General features: G+C 62.7%; 18 protein-coding genes and 1 tRNA gene. 11 read left to right on the top strand and 8 right to left on the bottom strand.

What is annotated here, in order from left to right; genetic code table 11:
* Positions 1-20: 20 nt before the first annotated feature.
* Positions 21-1,826: an acyl-CoA synthetase gene (locus ACXJKE_RS07115; protein ID WP_457279892.1), complete on the bottom strand. Its 1,806-nt coding sequence runs from the start codon at positions 1,824-1,826 to the stop codon at positions 21-23.
* Between the two features lie 8 nt (positions 1,827-1,834).
* On the opposite strand from ACXJKE_RS07115, the gene ACXJKE_RS07110 reads away from it, so the two are divergent.
* From ACXJKE_RS07110 to ACXJKE_RS07080, 7 genes are all read left to right on the top strand, one after another.
* Positions 1,835-2,770 (top strand): alpha/beta fold hydrolase, encoded by a 936-nt coding sequence (locus ACXJKE_RS07110; protein WP_457279891.1) that lies wholly within the window; start codon positions 1,835-1,837, stop codon positions 2,768-2,770.
* A gap of 73 nt (positions 2,771-2,843) precedes the next feature.
* Positions 2,844-3,948 (top strand): peptide chain release factor 2 gene (prfB, locus tag ACXJKE_RS07105; protein ID WP_457279890.1). Its coding sequence is split into 2 segments (ribosomal slippage): positions 2,844-2,924 and positions 2,926-3,948, totalling 1,104 coding nucleotides; the frame shifts between segments, so codons are not numbered across the junction.
* Positions 3,949-4,016: 68 nt separating this feature from the next.
* Entirely contained in the window at positions 4,017-6,740 is a 2,724-nt protein-coding gene (gene pepN, locus ACXJKE_RS07100) for an aminopeptidase N (RefSeq protein ID WP_457279889.1), read from the top strand.
* Between the two features lie 18 nt (positions 6,741-6,758).
* Entirely contained in the window at positions 6,759-7,616 is an 858-nt protein-coding gene (locus ACXJKE_RS07095) for a tetratricopeptide repeat protein (protein ID WP_457279888.1), read from the top strand.
* A 55-nt stretch (positions 7,617-7,671) separates the two neighbouring features.
* Positions 7,672-8,679, top strand: coding sequence for a class 1 fructose-bisphosphatase (locus ACXJKE_RS07090; protein ID WP_457279887.1), 1,008 nt, complete (start codon positions 7,672-7,674; stop codon positions 8,677-8,679).
* 23 nt (positions 8,680-8,702) lie between these two features.
* A tRNA-Thr gene (locus tag ACXJKE_RS07085) sits at positions 8,703-8,778 on the top strand.
* A 164-nt stretch (positions 8,779-8,942) separates the two neighbouring features.
* Positions 8,943-9,848 carry an amino acid ABC transporter substrate-binding protein gene (locus ACXJKE_RS07080; RefSeq protein WP_457279886.1) on the top strand — a complete coding sequence of 302 codons (906 nt, stop codon included), beginning with the start codon at positions 8,943-8,945 and terminating at the stop codon, positions 9,846-9,848.
* A gap of 42 nt (positions 9,849-9,890) precedes the next feature.
* Here ACXJKE_RS07080 and ACXJKE_RS07075 read toward each other — a convergent pair whose 3' ends face one another.
* Together ACXJKE_RS07075 and ACXJKE_RS07070 are read right to left on the bottom strand one after the other, a co-directional pair.
* On the bottom strand, positions 9,891-10,733 hold the full coding sequence (locus tag ACXJKE_RS07075; protein WP_457279885.1) for a DUF2726 domain-containing protein: 843 nt from the start codon (positions 10,731-10,733) through the stop codon (positions 9,891-9,893).
* A 173-nt stretch (positions 10,734-10,906) separates the two neighbouring features.
* The gene (locus ACXJKE_RS07070; protein WP_457279884.1) at positions 10,907-12,244 is read right to left on the bottom strand and encodes a hemolysin family protein; all 1,338 of its coding nucleotides are present in this window, start codon (positions 12,242-12,244) and stop codon (positions 10,907-10,909) included.
* A 23-nt stretch (positions 12,245-12,267) separates the two neighbouring features.
* Here ACXJKE_RS07070 and ACXJKE_RS07065 point away from each other — a divergent pair, with 23 nt between their 5' ends.
* Positions 12,268-13,134: a symmetrical bis(5'-nucleosyl)-tetraphosphatase gene (locus ACXJKE_RS07065; protein WP_457279883.1), complete on the top strand. Its 867-nt coding sequence runs from the start codon at positions 12,268-12,270 to the stop codon at positions 13,132-13,134.
* On the opposite strand, the gene ACXJKE_RS07060 is transcribed toward ACXJKE_RS07065, so the two are convergent.
* The 3 genes from ACXJKE_RS07060 to ypfJ all read right to left on the bottom strand — a co-directional run bounded on the left by ACXJKE_RS07060 (position 13,131) and on the right by ypfJ (position 16,899).
* The gene (locus ACXJKE_RS07060; RefSeq protein WP_457279882.1) at positions 13,131-14,051 is read right to left on the bottom strand and encodes a YihY/virulence factor BrkB family protein; all 921 of its coding nucleotides are present in this window, start codon (positions 14,049-14,051) and stop codon (positions 13,131-13,133) included. The genes ACXJKE_RS07065 and ACXJKE_RS07060 overlap by 4 nt on opposite strands.
* Before the next feature lie 181 nt (positions 14,052-14,232).
* Positions 14,233-15,678 (bottom strand): DEAD/DEAH box helicase, encoded by a 1,446-nt coding sequence (locus ACXJKE_RS07055; RefSeq protein ID WP_457279881.1) that lies wholly within the window; start codon positions 15,676-15,678, stop codon positions 14,233-14,235.
* Between the two features lie 345 nt (positions 15,679-16,023).
* On the bottom strand, positions 16,024-16,899 hold the full coding sequence (ypfJ, locus tag ACXJKE_RS07050; protein ID WP_457279880.1) for a KPN_02809 family neutral zinc metallopeptidase: 876 nt from the start codon (positions 16,897-16,899) through the stop codon (positions 16,024-16,026).
* A 154-nt stretch (positions 16,900-17,053) separates the two neighbouring features.
* Here ypfJ and ACXJKE_RS07045 point away from each other — a divergent pair, with 154 nt between their 5' ends.
* Both ACXJKE_RS07045 and pcp read left to right on the top strand, forming a co-directional pair.
* A complete protein-coding gene (locus ACXJKE_RS07045) occupies positions 17,054-17,776 on the top strand; it encodes a DUF4136 domain-containing protein (RefSeq protein ID WP_457279879.1) in 723 nt (240 codons plus the stop codon).
* Between the two features lie 151 nt (positions 17,777-17,927).
* A complete protein-coding gene (gene pcp / locus ACXJKE_RS07040; protein ID WP_457279878.1) occupies positions 17,928-18,608 on the top strand; it encodes a pyroglutamyl-peptidase I in 681 nt (226 codons plus the stop codon).
* Here pcp and ACXJKE_RS07035 read toward each other — a convergent pair.
* Positions 18,601-18,864 (bottom strand): hypothetical protein, encoded by a 264-nt coding sequence (locus ACXJKE_RS07035; protein ID WP_457279877.1) that lies wholly within the window; start codon positions 18,862-18,864, stop codon positions 18,601-18,603. The genes pcp and ACXJKE_RS07035 overlap by 8 nt on opposite strands.
* A gap of 52 nt (positions 18,865-18,916) precedes the next feature.
* Positions 18,917-19,333 carry a hypothetical protein gene (locus tag ACXJKE_RS07030; protein WP_457279876.1) on the bottom strand — a complete coding sequence of 139 codons (417 nt, stop codon included), beginning with the start codon at positions 19,331-19,333 and terminating at the stop codon, positions 18,917-18,919.
* 177 nt (positions 19,334-19,510) lie between these two features.
* Here ACXJKE_RS07030 and ACXJKE_RS07025 point away from each other — a divergent pair, with 177 nt between their 5' ends.
* The gene (locus ACXJKE_RS07025; RefSeq protein WP_457279875.1) at positions 19,511-20,416 is read left to right on the top strand and encodes a delta(1)-pyrroline-2-carboxylate reductase family protein; all 906 of its coding nucleotides are present in this window, start codon (positions 19,511-19,513) and stop codon (positions 20,414-20,416) included.
* Positions 20,417-20,433: the final 17 nt, after the last annotated feature.

Here is a 20,433-nt window from a genome sequence, read left to right as displayed (position 1 = left end):
TTTTTTATGGCGGTTCGCTACTACGTTTTTGATGCTTTGAAACGCTCTTCTTCCTGCAGGCGCAGCACGCGCCTTTGCACCTTGCCAGTCGTAGTCATGGGCAGCGCATCAATGAACTCAATCTCCTTCGGATATTCGTAAGGCGCGAGCATGGTCTTGACGTGGGCTTGCAGCTGCAGCGTCAATTCATCATCAAATCGGGCTGTACCGCCCTGGTGGCTTGCGCGAGCAGCTATCAAATCAGGAGCAAGTACGACATACGCCTTGACGACTGCACCGCGCTCGCGGTCGGGCTTGGGCACCACGGCGGCGTTGGCGACGGCTGCGTGCTTGACCAGGCAGTTCTCGATTTCGCCGGGGCCGATGCGGTAGCCGGCGGCCTTGAAGACGTCGTCTGCGCGGCCTTCGTACCAGAGGTAGCCATCGGCATCGCGCCTTGCCAGGTCGCCTGTGCGGCACCAGTCGCCGGTGAACTTGCCGCGGGTGGACTCCTCTTTCTTCCAGTAGCCCAAAAAGAAAATCGGGTCCGGGTCGCCGTGGATGTCGTAGCGGTTGACCGACACATCGCCCGGCACGCCCACCGCGCATTCATTGCCTTCGTCGTCAATCACCGCCACACGGTGGCCCGGGTAGCCTTTGCCCATGCTGCCCGGCCGGGCAGACCAGAAGCGGCTGCAGTTGCCAACGACGTAGTTGATTTCGGTCTGCCCGAACATTTCATTGACGGTGACGCCGAGCTGATCCTTGCAGTACGCAAACACCGCATCGCCCACGGCTTCGCCCGCACTCATCATGGCCTGCAGTTTCAGCTTGAAGTGCTGCCTGGGCCGTGGGTAGGCCTTCATCATGGCCTTGAGGGCCGTCGGGAACAGAAAGGTGTGCGTGACGCCCTGTTCCGCCATCAGGCTGAAGGCCAGTTCGGGGCTGAAGCGGCCGTTGAAGGCAACGATGGGCCGGCCGAAGTAGAGGCTGGGCAGCAAGGCGTCCATCAACCCGCCAGTCCACGCCCAGTCTGCGGGTGACCAGAAAACCGCATCGGACTTTTTATTTGTTTTGCCGTCAAAGCCAAACCAGTTCTGGCTGCAGATGAAGCCGGGCAGGTTGCCGATCAAGGCGCGATGCGGCAGCAGCGCACCCTTGGGCGGGCCGGTGGTGCCGCTGGTGTAGATCAGGATCGCGCCTTCGTCGGCCTTGGTCTTGGCGGCGGTGAAGGCGCTCCTATGTGTCGCCAACGCAGTTTCGTAGTCCACGTCACCCTTGCCCTGCGCCGTACCTGCTGCCACCACCGTGCGCAACGCCGGGCAGTTGCCGCGGATGGCATTCAGGCTGTCAATCGAACTTTCGTCGCAAATGGCCAGCACCGCATCGCTGTCTTGCAGGCGGTATTCGAGCGCATCAGGGCCGAACAGCATGGACAGCGGCATGGCGACCGCCCCCATCTGGAAGACCGCCATGTAAGCCACAGCGGTTTCAAAACGTTGCGGCATCACGATGGCGACGCGGTCGCCGCGCTGAACGCCCAGGCCGGCCAGTACATGGCTCAAGGCATCGGCAGCGCCCTTCAGTTCCGAATAGGTATAAGAAACGGCTGCAGCGCCCGGCTGGTGAGCGCGAACAGCTATTCTTTTAGTAGCACCCGCCGTTGCACCTTCACCCCTGGCCCAGCGGGTGCAACATACTTCGGCGATGTTGAAGTGCTCGTCGACCTGCCAGCGGAAGCCGGAATGAAGCGCCGCGTACTGGTCGGCTTGCCCGACGGCGGGGGATTTGGGACCGGCCGGCTTGTCCCTGTTTTGACTGCGCGTCAACTCGTGTCTCTTTATCATGGGAACCAATGTACAAAGAAAAACGATCATCACGCAGCGAGTTTGTCCCTATACGTGGCTTGAGTTACCACGTGTGGCTCTGGGAAAGCGCGGCAGGCGCGAACCCGGCATTGCCGCCGCTGGTTCTGGTGCACGGCTGGATGGATGTGGCAGCCTCTTACCAGTTCATGGTTGACGCACTGTCGGACGCCTTCGTGCAAGGCCGGACCATCATCGCGCCCGACTGGCGCGGTTTCGGGTTGACTGGTTCCGGCCCCGCAGGCAACCCTGCCGACAATTATTGGTTTCCCGATTACCTGGCAGACCTGGACTTTCTGCTTGACCATTACGCGGGCGACAAACCCGTTGATTTGGTAGGCCACAGCATGGGCGGCAATGTCGCCATGCTGTACGCAGGCGTGCGGCCGGCGCGCATCCGCAGGCTGGTCAACCTGGAAGGCTTTGGCCTGCCGTCCAGCAAAGCCGAGCAGGCGCCGGGGCGTTATGCCAAGTGGATAGACGAACTCAAAAGCCTGCATCGGGGCGAGCTGGAACTCAAAGCCTATGCCGACGTGGCCGGTGTGGCACGCCGCCTGATGAGAACCAACCCGCGCCTGTCCGCCGACAAGGCCGCCTGGCTGGCCAGCCATTGGTCCCGGCCAAATGCCGAAGGCAAATGGGAGATTCTGGGAGAAGCTGCCCACAAGATCACCAGCGCGCAGCTCTACCGCGTCGACGAGGCCCTCGAGGTCTACCGCTGCATCAGTGCTCCGGTGCTGGCCGTCGAAGCATCCGACGACTCCCTGGCCCTGTGGTGGAAGGAAAAATACACCCTGGCCGAGTACCACGAACGGCTCAAACAGGTCCGCCAGGCGCAGGTCGCGGTGATCCAGGATGCCGGCCACATGCTGCACCACGACCAGCCGGAACAGCTGGCAACACTGATTGAGGGGTTCTTGGCCTGAAAGGCCCTGCATCATGAGAAAATGTCGGGTTACGCCGCCCAATGCGGCTCCCACCATTTAGGACAGAAAAATCATGGACGCAGAACGCATCAACCTCATCAGCAACCAGCTCGTGGACCTCAGCAACCGGGTCAATGAACTTCGGGGGTATCTTTGACTACCCTGCCAAAGAACGTAAGCTGAACGAAGTCAACGCCGCACTGGAAGACCCGAAGGTCTGGGACAACCCCAAGCGCGCGCAGGAGCTCGGCAGGGAAAAGAAATCGCTGGAAGACGTGGTCCATGTGATCGACCGCCTGAGCGCCGAGCTGGCCGACAACACCGAACTCTTCGAGATGTCCAAGGCCGAAGGCGACGACGCCGGCATGCAGACGATTGAAGGCGAAGCCGCCAAGGTGGCTACGGAAGTCGAAAAGATGGAATTCCGCCGGATGTTCAACAACCCGGCTGACCCCCTGCCCTGCTTCCTCGACATCCAGGCCGGCGCCGGCGGCACCGAAGCCTGCGACTGGGCCAGCATGCTGCTGCGCCAGTACCTCAAATACGCGGAGCGCAAGGGTTTCAAGACCACGGTTGAAGACGAATCGCCCGGCGACACGGCCGGCATCAAGGGTGCGACCATCAAGATCGAGGGCGAGTACGCTTTCGGCCTGCTGCGCACCGAAACCGGCGTACACCGTCTGGTGCGCAAGTCGCCGTTCGACTCCTCCGGCGGGCGCCACACCTCGTTCGCTTCGGTGTTTGTCTACCCCGAGATCGATGACTCGATTGAAATCGAGATCAACCCTTCAGACGTGCGCACCGACACCTTCCGCGCCAGCGGCGCCGGCGGCCAGCACATCAACAAGACCGACTCGGCCGTGCGCCTGACGCACATTCCGACCGGCATCGTGGTGCAGTGCCAGGACGGCCGCAGCCAGCACAGCAACCGTGACGTGGCCTGGAAGCGCCTGCGTTCACGGCTGTATGACTTCGAATTGCGCAAGCAGCAGGAAGCGCAGCAAAAACTCGAAGACACAAAAACTGACGTGGGTTGGGGCCACCAGATCCGCAGCTATGTGCTGGACAACAGCCGCATCAAGGACCTGCGCACCAATGTGGAAGTCTCGGCCACGCAGAAAGTGCTGGACGGCGACCTGGACGTGTTTATTGAAGCCTCACTCAAACAGGGTGTGTGAGGGCGTGTGAGCGCGTGCCTTTCGACGCGCTCGGGAAGTTGTGAAATTTTGATTTTCAGGAATTAACCATGCTGCATATGCTTGACGGAGCGAGCCCCGGCGCCGCGGTGGTCATCAACCGCGCCGACTACGTCGCGCCCGCCTACTGGATCGATACGGTCGACCTGTGCTTTGACCTGGACCCGCAGAAAACACGCGTGCTCAACAAGATGAGCCTGCGCCGCAACCCGGACGTGCCGGCACAAGCCCTGAAGCTGGACGGCGAAGAGCTCAATCTTTCGCGCGTGCTGGTGAACGGCCAGGGCACCTCCTTCAAGATGGAAGGCAACCAGCTGGTGCTGGAAAACCTGCCAGAAGGCACCGAGCCCTTTGAGCTGGAAATCTTCACTACCACCTGCCCCGCCAAAAACACCAAGCTGATGGGCCTGTACGTCAGCAACAACTCGTTCTTCACGCAGTGCGAGGCCGAAGGTTTCAGGCGCATCACCTACTTCCTGGACCGCCCGGACGTGATGGCCAGCTATACCGTGACCCTGCGCTCCGACAAGGCGCAGTACCCGGTGCTGCTGTCCAACGGAAACCTGGTCAGCCAGGGCCCGCTGGAGCCCGGCCCCAACGGCGCGCGGCATTTCGCCAAGTGGGTAGACCCGCACAAAAAGCCGAGCTACCTCTTTGCCCTGGTGGCCGGCCAGCTGGTGGCCCGCGAGCAGCGCGTCACCTCCCGCGCAGGCAAGGAGCACGTGCTGCAGGTTTATGTGCGCCCCGGTGACTTGGACAAGACCGAGCACGCGATGACATCGCTGATGCATTCGGTGGCATGGGACGAAGCCCGCTTCGGCCTGCCGCTGGACCTGGAGCGCTTCATGATCGTCGCCACCAGCGACTTCAACATGGGCGCGATGGAAAACAAGGGCCTGAACATCTTCAACACCAAGTACGTGCTGGCCAACCAGGCCACCGCCACCGACGTTGATTTCTCCAATATTGAAAGCGTGGTCGGCCACGAGTACTTCCACAACTGGACGGGCAACCGCGTCACCTGCCGCGACTGGTTCCAGCTCAGCCTGAAGGAAGGCCTGACGGTGTTCCGCGACCAGGAGTTCAGCCAGGATCTGTGCGGCGAGGCCTCGGCCCGCGCCGTCAAGCGCATTGAAGACGTGCGCGTGCTGCGCACCGCCCAGTTCCCCGAAGACGCCGGCCCCATGGCCCACCCAGTGCGGCCCGACAGCTACGTCGAGATCAGCAACTTCTACACCGTCACCATTTATGAAAAGGGCGCTGAAGTCGTCCGCATGATGCAGACCCTGGTGGGCCGTGAGGGCTTTGCCCGCGGCATGACGCTTTACTTTGAGCGCCACGACGGCCACGCCGTGACCTGCGACGACTTCGCGCAGGCGATTGCCGACGCCAACCCGATGTCGGACCTGGCGCGCCTCTTGCCGCAGTTCAAGCGCTGGTACAGCCAGGCCGGCACGCCGCGTGTGCACGCGCAGGGTGCTTATGACGCGGCGGCGCGCACCTACACCCTGACCTTGTCGCAAAGCTGCATGCCCACGGCAGGGCAAGCCGTGAAGGAGCCGTTTGTCATACCGGTCGGCCTGGGCCTGCTGGGCGCAGATGGCCAGGACTTGCCGCTGCAGCTGGCCGGTGAGAGCCAGGCACCTGCCCGCACCCGCACCGTGGTGCTGACGCAGGCCAGCGAAACGCTGACCTTCGTCAACATCGATGCCGAGCCGGTTCCCTCCATCCTGCGCGGCTTCACCGCCCCGGTGGTGCTGGAGTTTGACTACACCGACGCCCAGCTGCTGCATTTGCTGGCGCATGACAGCGACCCTTTCAACCGCTGGGAAGCCGGGCAACGCCTGGCCGTCAACCGCGCTATCAAATCAATAGCTGGTGACGCAGGCCCCGTGCCGGCTGCGGTGCTCGACGATGCATATCTGGATGCGATGCGCCAGGTGCTGCGCCACCCCGCGCTGGACTCCGCTTTTAAAGAACTGGTGCTGACGCTGCCGTCTGAGACCTACCTGGCCGAGCAGCTCGACGTGGTGGACCCGCAGCGCATTCATGCGGTGCGCGAAGCCATGCGGCAGCAACTGGCCACGGCACTGGCAGCCGACTGGCAAGCCGTGTACGAGGCCAACCACGATACCGGCGCCTACACACCCGATCCGGCCTCCAGCGGTCGCCGCGCACTCTCTGGTATGGCGCTCACCCACCTGTGCCTGGCGGCCCAGGCTTCCGGCGATACCGTCTGGCCGGGCAAAACCCTGCAGCGCTTCAAGGACGCCGGGAACATGACCGACCGCTTCAACGCGCTGGCAGCACTGGTCTCCAGCGGCCACGCCCTGGCTGCCGAGGCGTTGCCGCTGTTCCACGCCATGTTCAAGGACGAAGCCCTGGTCATCGACAAATGGTTCGGCCTGCAGGCCGGCGCGCCTGACCGCGGCGGCAACATCCTGCCCGCGGTCAAGCAGCTCATGAAGCACACCGACTTCAGCCTGCGCAACCCCAACCGCGCGCGCAGCGTCATCAGCACCTACTGCCAGGGCAACCCGGCCGCCTTCCACCGCGCGGACGCCGCGGGTTATGTGTTCTGGAGCGACCGCGTGATGGAGCTCGACGCCATCAACCCGCAGGTCGCCGCCCGCCTGGCCCGCGCGCTGGACCGCTGGAGCAAGCTGGCCGAGCCCTATCGCAGCGCCGCGCGCGAGGCAATTGCCCGAGTCGCTGCCAAGACCGATTTGAGCAAGGACACGCACGAAGTCGTCTCTCGCGCACTAGCCGACTGAACGCGGACGGCACCCGCCATGGCATTCTTCACATTCACTACCCCCGCACAGCGGTTTGCGAAGAAGTTCAACCCGCTGCGCGACACGGTGTACGACGCCAGCGGCATGTTCAGTGGTTCGCGCATGTCAGCCGACCTGGCCGCGCTGGAGCCCCTGGCTGAGGCCCTGGGCGCCGACTCCGCCGAGATGGCTGATTTGCTGTGGCTGCAGTTCGTGGTGTTCCGCAAACGCCAGCTGGATGCCGAGGGCCTGCCCCTGGGCCTGCGCGCCCTGGCCATCCGCGCTGCCAAGGGCAGCCTCACGCCCACCGAGCGCTACGAACAGCATTACGCCATCGGCGAGTCGGCCCTGGAAGCCGAGGCGTACGACACCGCCGTTGAGCACCTTCAGCAGTCGGCCCACTGGGCCGCGCACGAGGGCGCCACGCTGAGCACCGAGCAGAAGCTGGGCATTCGCGAGGAGATCGGCTATGCCCTGCACGAAGCTGGCCGCTTCGCCGAGGCACTGGCGCACAACCAGCAACTGCTGGCCGATGCACAAAGCGCCTTCGGCTCCGGCACGGACAAGCGTCTCTCGGGCCTCATCAACAACCTGGCGCAAAATTCCTATGAACTGGGCGAACATGCGCAGGCGCAGGCCTGGCTGCAACAACGCCTGGCGCTGGGCCAGGCCTTGCAGGACACGGACATCATGCTGGACACTTTGTTCCAGCTAGGCGTGCTGGCGCATGAAGCGGATCAGCCCGCCGAAGCGCGCGCCCTCTTCCAGCAACGCGTGGACATTGCGCGTGCGAAGGACGACGAGGACCTGCTGGACGACGCCCTGGCCACGCTCGCCGAATTTGAAGAACGCGAACAGCAAGGCGAGCCCGGCTAGGCGCCCGCCCATACGCTGCCCGAACGAACTATCCCTCAACCGAACGGAGCCCACAATGTCCCAAAAAATCTCCCTGACCCGCTACCTGATCGAGCAGCAGCGCATCGACGGTCACATTCCCTCACAGCTTCGCCTGCTGCTCGAGGTGGTCGCCCGCGCCTGCAAGAGCATCAGCCAGGCCGTCAACAAGGGTGCGCTCGGCAGCGGCATGGGCAGCGCCGAAAGCGAGAACGTGCAGGGTGAGATCCAGAAAAAGCTGGACATCATTGCCAACGAAGTGCTGATTGAGGCCAATGAGTGGGGCGGCCACCTGGCCGGCATGGCCAGCGAGGAAATGGAAGGCATTTACGTGGTGCCGAATCGCTACCCTCAGGGTGAATATCTGCTGCTGTTCGACCCGCTCGACGGCTCCAGCAACATCGACATCAACGTCAGCATTGGCACCATCTTCAGCGTACTGAAAATGCCCGAGGGCGACCGCGGTGTGGATGAAGGCGATTTCCTGCAGGCCGGCCACAAGCAGGTGGCGGCGGGCTACTGCATCTACGGCCCACAGACCACGCTGGTGCTGACCGTCGGCGACGGCGTCGCCATGTTCACGCTGGACCGTGAGCAGGGCTCCTTTGTGCTGATCGAGGAAAACGTGCAGATTCCGCCCGACACCAAAGAGTTCGCCATCAACATGAGCAACATGCGGCATTGGGATGCCCCGATCAAACGCTACGTGGACGAGCTGCTGGCCGGCAAAGACGGTCCGCGCGGCAAGGACTTCAACATGCGCTGGATCGCCGCCATGGTGGCCGACGTGCACCGCATCCTGTGCCGCGGCGGCATCTTCATGTACCCCTGGGACAAACGCGAGCCCGAAAAAGCCGGAAAACTGCGCCTGATGTACGAAGCCAACCCCATGAGCTGGCTGATTGAGCAGGCCGGCGGCGCCGCCACCAACGGCAAGGAACGCATCCTGGACTTGCAGCCCACCAAGCTGCATGAGCGCGTCAGCGTGATCCTCGGCTCCAAAAATGAGGTCGAACGGGTGACCTCCTACCACTCCGGGCTATAATCGCGGGCTGTATTTCATACAAAGCCGGTGTAGCTCAGTCGGTAGAGCAGCTCATTCGTAATGAGAAGGTCGGGTGTTCGATTCATCTCTCCGGCACCAATTGAAGCCCCTGTTTCGCAAGGAACTGGGGCTTTTTCATTCATTCCTGCAGGTCACCACGGCACAGTGAGTACCAAGGTCGTATCGGGAAAGCCATCCCCCCGCATTGTTTGCGGATTAATGCCTTTTACATAAGAATCAAACCCAGTAACAGGGGGATTCGCATGAGAACATTTCCGCTTCGTTCTTTTTGGCTGCGGCTTTTCCCGGCCGTCCTGGCTATAGCGGCGATTGCCGTACCGCAGTGGGCTCAAGCGCAGGCCACACTGGAGAAAATCAAGAGCCGCGGGCAGATCAATGTGGGCTACCGCGCAAACTCCGCGCCCTTCTCGTTTCACCAGACGGCGGAAAATCCTCTGGGCTATAGCATCGAATTCTGCAAGCCCATCATCGAGCGGCTCCGCCAGGCTGCCGGCAAGCCGAACCTGCCGGTACGGTATATCGAAACGTACGTGGACGCCCGCACGCGCTTGCTGTCTGAAGGCAGTGTCGATTTGCTGTGCGAGAACGTAACCGACACACCGGAGCGCCGGACGCGAATGGATTTCTCGACACCGATTTTTATCGAAGCCGTCCAGGTGGCGGTGCGCACCAAGGACAAACTCAGCGCGCTCGACCAACTGCAAGGCAAAAGCATTGTGGGCATTGCCGGCACCACCGTGGTTCCCGCGCTGGATCTCTACGCGCAGCAGCATTCATTGAAGTGGCAACACGCCAAGGCAGTCAACGCGGATGCCGCCCTCGGACAGTTGCAACTGGGCTGGGCGGCAGGGTACGCCCGCGACGGTGTGGCGCTCGCCGCGCAATTGGCGAGCCTGCCCAATGCAGGCGACTACCTGATCCTGCCGGAACGCCTGTCGGTAGAACCTATTGCCATTGCCTACCGCAAGGGGGACGCCGCCATGGGTGACCTGGTCAACGCCTCTATCAAGGAATCCATGCGCAGCGGCGCAGCGCAGGGCTGGTATGAACAATGGTTTTTAAAACCCATGAAACCGGGCGGCAAACCGCTGACAACCGTGATGCCGGCGGAAACGAAGGCATTGTTTGACACCGCGAAAGCAAATTGAATAAAGCCCGCAGACCCGCAACACCGCTGCGGCTTTAAACGCTCAGGCGTTGGTGCCGTTCGGCGTATCCGGCTCTTCCGGTGTGATGAAAGAGTCTTCCCACTGCACAGCAAAATTGTGGTCGGCGTTGTCATGAACAATGCCGGACCCTGTGCTGAGCGGGTCGAAATTGGTGAACCGTATCCTGCGGTTGCGTTCCAGCTTGGCTTGCAGGCTGCTTCGGGCTGCCGCAATGTCCATGCTGGCGACTTTTGGCGCCTCCTCCAGGAGGGTTCCGTTGGCAGCGCGCATGGTATCGGGCACGGTGGCCATGGCATCGACGTCGGCATCCACCTCAACCGGCAAGGCCAAGGGGGGCTCGCCGAGCACATCGGGTTCGTCGTCGGACAGGTCGATTTCTCCGAGGAATGCCGCGCGAACATCTTCCAGGGAGGGAAGGTTGCTCGCACGCACGACGGCGTAGGCAATCCCGCATTCTTCAAACAGCTTGCGCTTGAGGTCACGGTTGCTGGCCTTGAGCCCACGGGGACCGGGAACATCCAGGCAACCAATGACGGTTCCATCCGCGGCGCATACAGTGAAAGTGCAGTAAACGGTTTTCAGCAATTCAAAGGAACGCTGCCCTTCGGCTTCGGTTCGCGGCGAAACAAAGCGGATGACAGGGACTTTGATCAGGACATGGTGGTCAAAAAAGGCCCGCTGAAGCCAATGCCATACGTCCTGTTCGGCCTCCAGTAGCAGTGGCCTTGGCTGCAGGTGCCAATGCGTGGGAAGGCGCCTTTTTTTGCGCGCGGAACGCGCCAGCCAGCCATGGTGGCAGGCTGCTCCCGTCGCCATTGCAGACACCGCCGTCGCAGTGAGCGCCAACACAAAAACATCAAACATGAGTGCCTTAACTTTTTTTCAGTTTAAACACAGCCCCGTTAAGTTACAACTATTTACGTATGAAGGTGTTGTGAACGCGACTCATATTGAATCCAATCTACCTAAAAGTGGCCTTTTTTCACATATATGTTCCGCCAATACAACCCAAGCGGCCTACTGACAGAAACAAATATTTACATATTGGGATCGACCGGAATGGGGCTGGCCAGGATTTTGTCGATCCGCTTGCCATCAAGGTCAAGGACTTCGAAGCGCCAGCCCGCGCATTCCACCCGCTCGGCCGTTTTCAGCAGCCGCCCCGAAACGCTTTGAAGCAGGCCGGCCACCGTGTTGTAGCGGCCCCGACCTTCCTCGGGCAGTTCCCTGATATCCAGACGGGCTTTGAGTTCAGAGACAGGCATGACACCGTCAATGAGCCAGCTGCCGTCCTCTCTTTCGGTCGCCCACGCGTCCATCTGCGCGCCGGGCTGCAACTCACCGGTGATGGCTTCCAGCATGTCCATGGGCGTCATGAGACCCTGCACTACCCCGTATTCATCGACCACAAACACAATGCGGGTGGAACGGGCCCGGAACTGCTCCAGCAACTCCATGCCCGTGAGCGTTTCCGGCACGAAGACCGCCGGCACGGCATAAGCACCGATGCGGTCGGTCACCGAGGGTACCGCGCCCGAGCTCTGGCCGGAAGCGGCGGGCTGGATCTGGCCGCGCAGCGCGAGCAGCTTGGCCACATTGACCACGCCCACCACGTCATCAAGGCTGCCGCGGCAGACGGGGTACCACGAATGGCCGGTGGCGCCGGCCTTGTCGATGGCCTGGGCAATGGTGTCGGAAGCATCGAGCCACTCTATGTCGGAACGCGGCAGCATCAGTGAAGTGAGCAGGCGGTCATCCAGCAGAAACACGTTCTGCACCATCTGGTGTTCATGCTCCTCAATCAGGCCGGCGTCCACGCCCTCCTCCAGGCTGGCCGCGATCTCTTCTTCGGTGACGGCCCGGCCGGCGCTGTTGTCGATACGCAGCAGCTTGAGTACCGCCTGCGTGCTGATGGACAGCAGCCTGACAAAGGGTTTGAAGCCCGTCGCCACCCACATCATGGGCCTTGAAACCAGACGTGCGACGGTTTCCGGGTACAGCTGCCCGATGCGTTTGGGCACCAGCTCGCCAAAGACGATGGTGATGAAGGTGATGACTGTCACCACCAGCGCGGTGGCGGTGATCTCGGAGACGCGCGGCCGCACGCCGAAGGTCTGGATCCACGCCGCCAAACCGCTGCTGAAAGCCGCCTCGCCAATAATGCCGTTGAGCATGCCGATAGAGGTGATGCCGACCTGCACCGACGAAAGAAACTGCGTAGGGTTGTCCAGCAGCCCCAGCGCCGCCTGCGCGCCCTTGTCGCCGGATTCGCCCATGGCCGAGAGCCGGGCTTTGCGGCTCGAAGCCAGTGCCATCTCCGACATGGCAAACACACCGTTGAGCAAGGTCAGAAAAGCAATCAGGAAAAAGTCCATGGGGCCTGGCGCAAAATAAACACATGTCACTTTACTGTATCGGCGACCTGCAGGGTTGCCACGCACCTTTTCAGCGCTTGCTGGACAAGATCGATTTCTCGCCAAGCCGCGACACTCTCTACATCCTTGGCGACCTGGTCAACCGCGGCCCCGGCTCCCTGAAGGTGCTGCGCAGCCTCTCGGCATTGGGCGACGCTGCGCAATGCCTGCTCGGTAACCACGACCTGCACCTGCTGGCTGTGTGGCAAGGCGTGCGCAAGCCGGGCCGCAGCGACACCGTACAGGACATTCTGGAGGCCAAGGACAGCGAGGAACTGCTCGACTGGCTGCGCCACCGCGCCATGGCCATCCATCGCCACGGCTGGCTGATGGTGCATGCGGGCGTGCTGCCGCAATGGAATGCGGCGCAAACCGTGGCGCTGGGCTCAGAGGTGGAGCAGGTGCTGCGCGGCGGCCATCTCAAGGACTTCCTGCAGGCCATGTACGGCAACACGCCTGATCACTGGAGCGACAGCCTCAAGGGCGCCGACAGGCTGCGGGTCATCGTGAACGCACTCACGCGCCTGCGGTTTTGCACACCCGAAGGCGTGATGGACTTCAGCAGTACCGACGGCCCCGGCAGCGCGCCAGAAGGCCACCTGCCCTGGTTTGATGTTCCCGGCCGGGCCACAGCAGATACGCCGGTGGCGTTTGGCCATTGGTCTACGCTGGCCAGCGGCAAGAACAGCACACCCGCCCTGCGCAACAACACCTTGCCACTCGACACCGGCTGCGTGTGGGGCGGCTGCCTGACGGCGGCCAGATTGGGGACGGCGCCCGGCGAGTTTGAACTGGTCAGTGTGCAATGCGAAGAAGCGCAAAAACCTGGCAAGGCCGGCAAGCCGGCTTAAACCGGTTGCCGCGCGGCACTTGCCTCATCCGCCCAGGCCCGGGCCATGCTTGCAGCCAGCAACAGCACAGCCGACGAAAAGTAAATCCACATCAGGATCACCACCAGTGAGCCCGCCGCGCCATAGGCCGACACAATCGCAGCGGTCGAAAGATAAAAAGCCATCAGGTGCTTGCCGACCGCAAACAGGATGGCCCCCGCCGCGGAACCCATCACCAGATAGCGTAAAGCGGGCTTGGGGCCTACGCTCATTTTCATGAGCGCCACAAAGAGCACCACGCAAAAGCAGAAAGACACGACCTCATTGAGGACCCAGGCGATCTTCTCAATCGGCAAATAGCCGCCTGCCCAGCCTGAGAGAAGGCTCAGAAAAGTCGAGATCGCCAGCGAAACCAGCAAGAGAAAACCGAAGGCCAGGATGTAGGCCACACCTCGCAGCCGCAAAGAAGCGCTGTGCCACCATTTCTGCTGCGGCAGCTCACCACTGCCTTGCCGCCACAGGCGCTCAAACGCATCCTGCAGTTCGGCAAAGACGCCGGTCGCACCCGACAACAGCAGCGCAAAAGCAAACAGCGAAGCCGTGATGCCCTCTGAAGGAGCCTGGGCACTTGAAAGTGCCTGCTGTACCACCTGTGCGCCCTGCGCGCCGATGACGCTGCGGATCTGATCCACCAGGCTGGTTTCAATATACCGGCGGTCCAGCCACCAGCCGAGCACTGCCACCAGCAGCACCAGCAGCGGCGCCAGGCTGAGGATGCCGTAGAACGACATGGCCGCGCTCATGCGCATGCCGCCTGCATCAATCCAGTGGTCGATGGCCTGCCACAGGGGCCGGTAAAGAGGCCTGAAAATCTTCTGAAGGGAAGAAAGCGCGAAGGCCGGCGGGGCCTGAACATGCGGATCGGGTTTCTCCATCATCCCGAAAGCTTAGGAAACCCGCAGCAAAGACCCAACCGGACAGCAGCTCCCTGCACCGTAGGCGTGAACCGACGGGAGTATGGAAACTGGTGGAGGAAATCGGGTAGAGGCGCTGCTCAGCGCCCCGCAATGAACCGGTGCTGGACGGGCGCGCCCTAACCGGTTGTCTTAACCGGTTGTCTTAACCGGCTGTCTTGAACAGCGCTGCGACTTTTTTCTTCGGCTTGATATTGGCCGACACACTGCTGCGCGCGGGGGCGGCCTTGGCGGCAGCCTCCCAGGCGGGCGTGGCATCGGGCGCAGCGGTTGCTTCGTAGGGCTGGTCGAAGAACGGGTCACGCGGCGCCGCCGGCTGGCGATGCGGCGTGTACTCGCGCCGCTCCCGCGGCTGGCGCGCTTCACGCGCATGGCCGCCCTCTTCACCTTCACGGTACATGCGGCGGCCGTCATTGATACGGCCCTGCTCGCTGATCCGGGGCTGGTCTTCCTCGAACTCGATGGGCTCCAGCTCGATCTTGGTCTTGATCAGCTTCTCAATATCAGCCACAAGGCGCTGGTCGCTGCTGGCAACAAAACTCACAGCCAGGCCCGATGCGCCGGCCCGGCCGGTACGGCCGATGCGGTGCACGTAATCTTCGGCATTGAAGGGCACATCGAAGTTGAACACCGCGGGCACATCCTTGATGTCCAGGCCGCGCGCCGCCACGTCGGTGCACACCAGCAGGTCGACTTCGCCCTTCTTGAAGGCTTCCAGCGCCTTGAGGCGTTCGTCCTGGCTCTTGTCGCCGTGCAGCGCCGTGGTCTTGAGGCCTTCACGTTCCAGGGAACGCGCCAGCCGCGCGCAACCGAGCTTGCTGTTGACGAACACAAAAGCCTGCTTCATGCCGCGCTGTTTCAGGATCTGGTGCAGGGCACGGCGCTTGTCGTCAGCGCCCACGCTGTAGAAATGCTGCTCGACGGTAGAAGCCGTCGCGTTGGAGCGCGCCACTTCAATCGTGACCGGATCCTGCAGGTAACTGGAAGCCAGGCGCTTGATTTCAGGCGAAAAAGTCGCCGAGAACAGCAAGGTGATGCGCTGCTTGGGCAGGTAGCTCAGGATGCGCTGCAGGTCGGGCAAGAAACCGATGTCCAGCATGCGGTCGGCTTCGTCGAGCACCACGTATTCGACCTGGTTGAGTACGGCGTTCTTGGCTTCAATGTGGTCAAGCAGACGACCCGGCGTAGCCACCAGCACTTCAACGCCTTTTTTGAGCTCGGCCGTCTGCGGCTTCATGTCCATGCCGCCAAACACCACGGTGCTGCGCAGATTGGTGTATTTGGCGTACAGCTCGACCTGCTGGGCCACCTGCACGGCGAGTTCGCGCGTGGGTAGCAGCACCAGCGCGCGCACCGGGTGGCGGGCTGGCGACGTCGAGGCGTTCTCGTGCTTCATCATGCGCTGCAGCAGGGGCAGCGCGAAAGCCGCGGTCTTGCCGGTGCCGGTTTGCGCGGCGCCCATGACGTCTTTACCCTGCAGGACGACCGGGATGGCCTGTTCCTGGATGGGCGTCATGGTTTCGTAGCCCATTTCGGCCACGGCGCGGGCCAGCGGTTCTGCCAGCGAAAGATTGGAAAAAGAGGATGTCATAAAAAGGCTTGGCGGTACTCTGCGGGTTGTCTTGCGAAGGGCGCGCGGACCGGCGCGCTGGCAGCCAACGGCACCGCTGCACCATTGGCAAGAAAGGGAGCGCGGCAGGCCGCCCGGCGTGGCACGGTCAGCGACCATGATGGGGCTGTTGCAGCGCTTCCTCAGCGTTCTATTGTCGCACTTTAGGCCCCGATGCCGGTTTTGCCGGCCCACTGCGCCTTCAGGGCCATTTGGGCCAGGGCAGCCACTGGGGCAATGCCCCTTTATTGCTATCTATTTTATAGCTACTTTCGCACGTCAGTAAAGGGCTACGGCCCGATTTCACTCTTAATTGTTGACTGCCGGCTAAATACTGCGGGCACTAAAGGTGTCGCAGGCCTTCACGCTGCCGGTTTTCAGGCCCGTGTCGAACCACCGCTGCCGCTGGGCGCTGGTGCCGTGGGTGAAGCTTTCAGGCACCACCGCGCCGCCACCGGCCCGCTGCAGGGCGTCGTCGCCGATTTTGGCGGCCGCGTTCATGGCTTCCTCCACATCACCCTGCTCCAGGATCTGGCGCGCACTCTGCGCGTTATGTGCCCACACGCCGGCAAAACAATCGGCCTGCAACTCCAGGCGAACGCTCAACGCGTTGTATTCGGCCTTGCTGACCCGCCCGCGCATCTGGTCCATCTTGCCGCTGATGCCGAGCAGGTTCTGCACATGGTGGCCCACCTCATGCGCGATCACATAAGCCTGGGCGAAGTCGCCGGGTGCTCCCAACCGGCTACGGAGGGTTTCGTAAAAACCCAGGTCGATGTAGACCTTCTGGTCGCCCGGACAGTAAAACGGCCCCATGGCGGCCTGGCCCTGGCCGCAGGCCGTTTGCGTGGCGCCACGAAAGAGCACCAGCCGCGGTTTCTGGTAAGTGCCGCCGCCCTTGGCAAACACATCGGTCCAGACATCTTCGGTGTCCGCCAGCACGGTGGAGACGAATTTCGCCATGCGGTCATCGGCCGGTGGCTTGGGAGCCGGGCCCTGTTGTACCTGTGCCGGCGGTCCGCCGCCGCTGAGCAGGCTCAGAATGGTCATCGGGTTGATGCCGAAGATCCAGCCGCCTACCAGCGCCACCACGATGGTGCCGATGCCGACGCTGCGGCCCCCAAAGCCGAAGCCGCCTCCCCCGCCACCGCCGTCGCGCCGGTCTTCAACGTTGTCGGATTCGCGATTGCCTTCCCACTTCATGGTGTCTCCCTGTCTGTCATCCGTGCATACTGGCCTTTCCGGCCCGCTGCGGCACCTGCCCCAAAGCCCGGTCCGCTGTCAGCGCATGCGCCGACTTTACTTGAGCAGCACCCCTGCCGTGGAACAAAATTGCACCCTCATGTATCCATTCCTCATGAATACTTTTGCCCATCCTGCGCCTGAAGGCGCCGGCATGCCACGCAGCGCCATTTCCGTGTTTTTCCCGCTACGCCTGGCGCTTGCGGTGCTGCTGGCTGCGCTGCTGACGGCCTGCGCCAGCCCCATCACCACCCGCGTGACCAGCTTCAACCAGTGGCCGGCCGATACGGCAGGCGCGACCTTCAGCTACATCACGCCGGTGGACTCGACACGGCAGCTGGAACAAGCCACCTATGAGGGCTATGTGCAGGCCGAACTGGAAAAGCGCGGCCTCAAACGCGCACCTGAAGGACAGACCGGGCGCCTGCACGTCGACGTGGCGGCCAGCAGCCGCAGCGAGGAGAAAACCTTTCTGCAGCCGATTTATCAGGACAACTTTGTCTTCCTGCCGCCTTACCGCGACGCCGCGGGCCGCGTATACGCGGGAGGCTGGGTGCCCGACCCTTTCGGGCCGCGCTATGTCGGCGACAGGCCGCTCAACATGACGATTTACACCAACAGCCTGCGCGTGCGGTTACTTGACACCCAGGGCACGCCCCCCGGCAAGCCGCCGCGCACGGTGTTTGAATCGCGCGCCGTGTACGAAGGCGGCAGCGGCGACCTTCCGCTGGTCGTGCCTTACCTGGTTCGCGCGGTGTTTGACAACTTCCCCGGTCAGAACGGCCAGGTGCGCGTCGTGAAGTTCGACAGCGAAACCGGCGCGGTGATCAAAAAGTAAGCTCAACCGCCGAGCAATCGAGTGGGGCCCGGTCTCCCGTTTCACCCCACCCCGGAAGGCTGGTACCTTTTCCGGGGGGGGGCGGCAACCAGCGCGGAAATGTCCGGATGGTTGGGGTAGCCAAAACACTGCCGTCCTTCACAATGGCGGCATGCGCACAGCCCCTTCCGCTTCTTCGCTCCCCCGTGTCCTGCTCACCGGCTTCGACCCCTTCGGCGACACCGGACACAGCAGCCTGCCCCTCAACCCCAGCTGGCTGGCGGTGCAGGCACTGGGTGGCAAGCGCATAGGCGGCCACCTCCTGGTGGCGGCGCAATTGCCCACCGTGTTTCAGGCCTCCATCGCAGAACTCATCCGGCTGCTCGCGCTGCATAAGCCGGTACTGGTGATCTGCGTCGGCCAGGCGGGCGGGCGCAGCGCGATTTCGCTGGAGCGCATTGCCATCAACGTCAACGATGCCCGTATTCCCGACAATATCGGCGGCCAGCCCGTCGACACGCCGGTAGTGGCGGGCGGGCCTGCGGCCTATTTCAGCAGCCTGCCCATCAAGGCCATGCTGCAGGCGCTGCAGGAGGCGGGCGTGGCTGCCGAGGTATCGCAAACCGCGGGCACCTTTGTCTGCAACCACGTGTTTTATGCACTCATGCATGCCCTGGCCTCAAAGCGCGGTTTCAGGCGCACGCGCGGCGGCTTTATCCATGTGCCCTATGTGCCCGAACAGGGCGCGCCCAGCTTGCCGCTCGGTGAGATCGTGCGCGGATTGCGGCTGGCCATAGCGGCGGCGCTGGCCACACCGCACGACATCGTCAAAGGCGCCGGGGCCGTCAATTAACGTCAGGGTTAGCGTCTTGCGCGCCGGCATTCTGCGTGGGCACGGCAGGCTCATCGCGCAGCAGGCGCCACAGCAGGACCGTGCCAATCACGGCGTTACCCAACGCAAAACAGGTGACCAGCACCGTGGCCCAGGCATTCAAGGGACGGGTATGCACCACCCAGGCCAGCGCGGGCGACAGGGCATTGAGCGTGAGCATCAGCCAGAACAGGGGGTTTCGCGGCTGGTAAAGACGCAACAGGCGTGACAGATCCATCGTAGCCACATGCTAACCGCACCGGCCGGAAAACCTTCCGATGATTGCTGAATCAGCGGATGGCGAAGGACGCCGGCATAAAGCCCTGTGCAGGCTGCATTGGCAGCATGCTGCTGACAGTGGCGCCTGCTGCGTTGCTGGCCATCACACCGCTGGATTCCCCCGATGAATCGGCCACAGCCTGACCCTTTTGCGCGCTGGTGATGACGGGCGGCAAGGCTGAGGCGGCCGCGACGCGGGCCTGCTGGATACAGCCCTGGCGGGCGGCACCGGCGGTGTTTTCGATGCACTGCGCAATCGCCTGCACTTCAGCCTGGCGCTGATAGTCGCGGATCCTGGCTTTGGTGACTTGCCCGTCCGCCACAAACGCGAAGGCTGCCAGCTGGCAAACAAACACCAGCCCAGCCGCTACCCAGAGCAGCGTCTTGTAAGGCATTTTGTCGAATTTTTGCAAGTGGTCAGAAAACATGGCAGGCCTCCCTGTGAACCTGTTTTCATCCTAGGGAAGCGTTTGCGGTTTCCATCCAGCACTTTTCCCGGGAATATGTAGGATAAAAACCTTTCATTTTTTTACGCGACGTAACGCGGGGCACTGACACCCTCTCGTCCCGCCCTTCCACTTCCCTGCTCGCTTTACCATCGCCCCATGACGCCCACCCTGCTTAACCCCGCCCAGACCGCCGCCCGCCTGCCTTACCCATTGCTGGTCAGCGAGCTGACGCACCTGCTCAAGGACAGTTCCGTCCAGGTGCCGCCGCGCGTGGTGCAGCCCCTGCCTGGGGGCGGCAGCCTGTTTGTGATGCCGGCGCTGGACGACCGCACCGCGATCACCAAACTGATCACCTTCACGCCTGGCAATGCCGGCACCGGCCGACCCACTATCCAGGGCGACGTTGTGGTGTTTGACGTGGCCACCGGCAGTCGCCGGCTGATGCTCGACGGGCCCACCGTCACCGCCCGGCGCACGGCAGCCGTCTCACTGCTGGCCGCGCAGCGGCTGGCGCCCAACACGCACGGCCCCATGCTCATCGTCGGTGCCGGTGTCCAGGGACTTGCGCATCTGGAGGCTTATGCCGAAGGCCTGGGCGTGCACGAATTTCGCATCGCTTCGCGCAGCTACGCCAGCGCCCAGGCCCTGGTGCAGCATGCAGAGGCGCTGGGCGTGAACGCCCGCGTGGTGCACGACGCCGATGCTGCGCTGGCCGACTGCCCGCTGGCCGTTACCTGCACGCCGGCTGCCGCCGTAGTCCTCAGCGCGCTACCCCGGCCTGACGGCTTCATCAGCGCCGTTGGGGCTTTCACCCCTGCCATGATGGAACTGAGCGCCGCGTTATGCCAATACTTCGCGGCGAAGGGTTCGGTGTTTGTCGACACGGCTGATGCCATCCACGAGGCAGGGGACCTGCTGCAGGCCGGACTGGACGTGGCCCGCTTCGCCAGCCTGGGCGATGTGATACGCCAGGACACCAAAAAGCCCGCCGGGCCGGTGCTGTTTAAAAGCTGCGGCTGGGCAGGCTGGGACTTGGCCGCGGCACGGACAGCGCTGGCTTGAACGGCGCCAAGTCGGCA

It is taken from the genome of Polaromonas sp. P5_D5, from assembly GCF_054049435.1.
The sequence above is the reverse complement of the archived record's forward strand: the minus strand, read 5'-3'. Positions and strand labels throughout refer to the sequence as shown.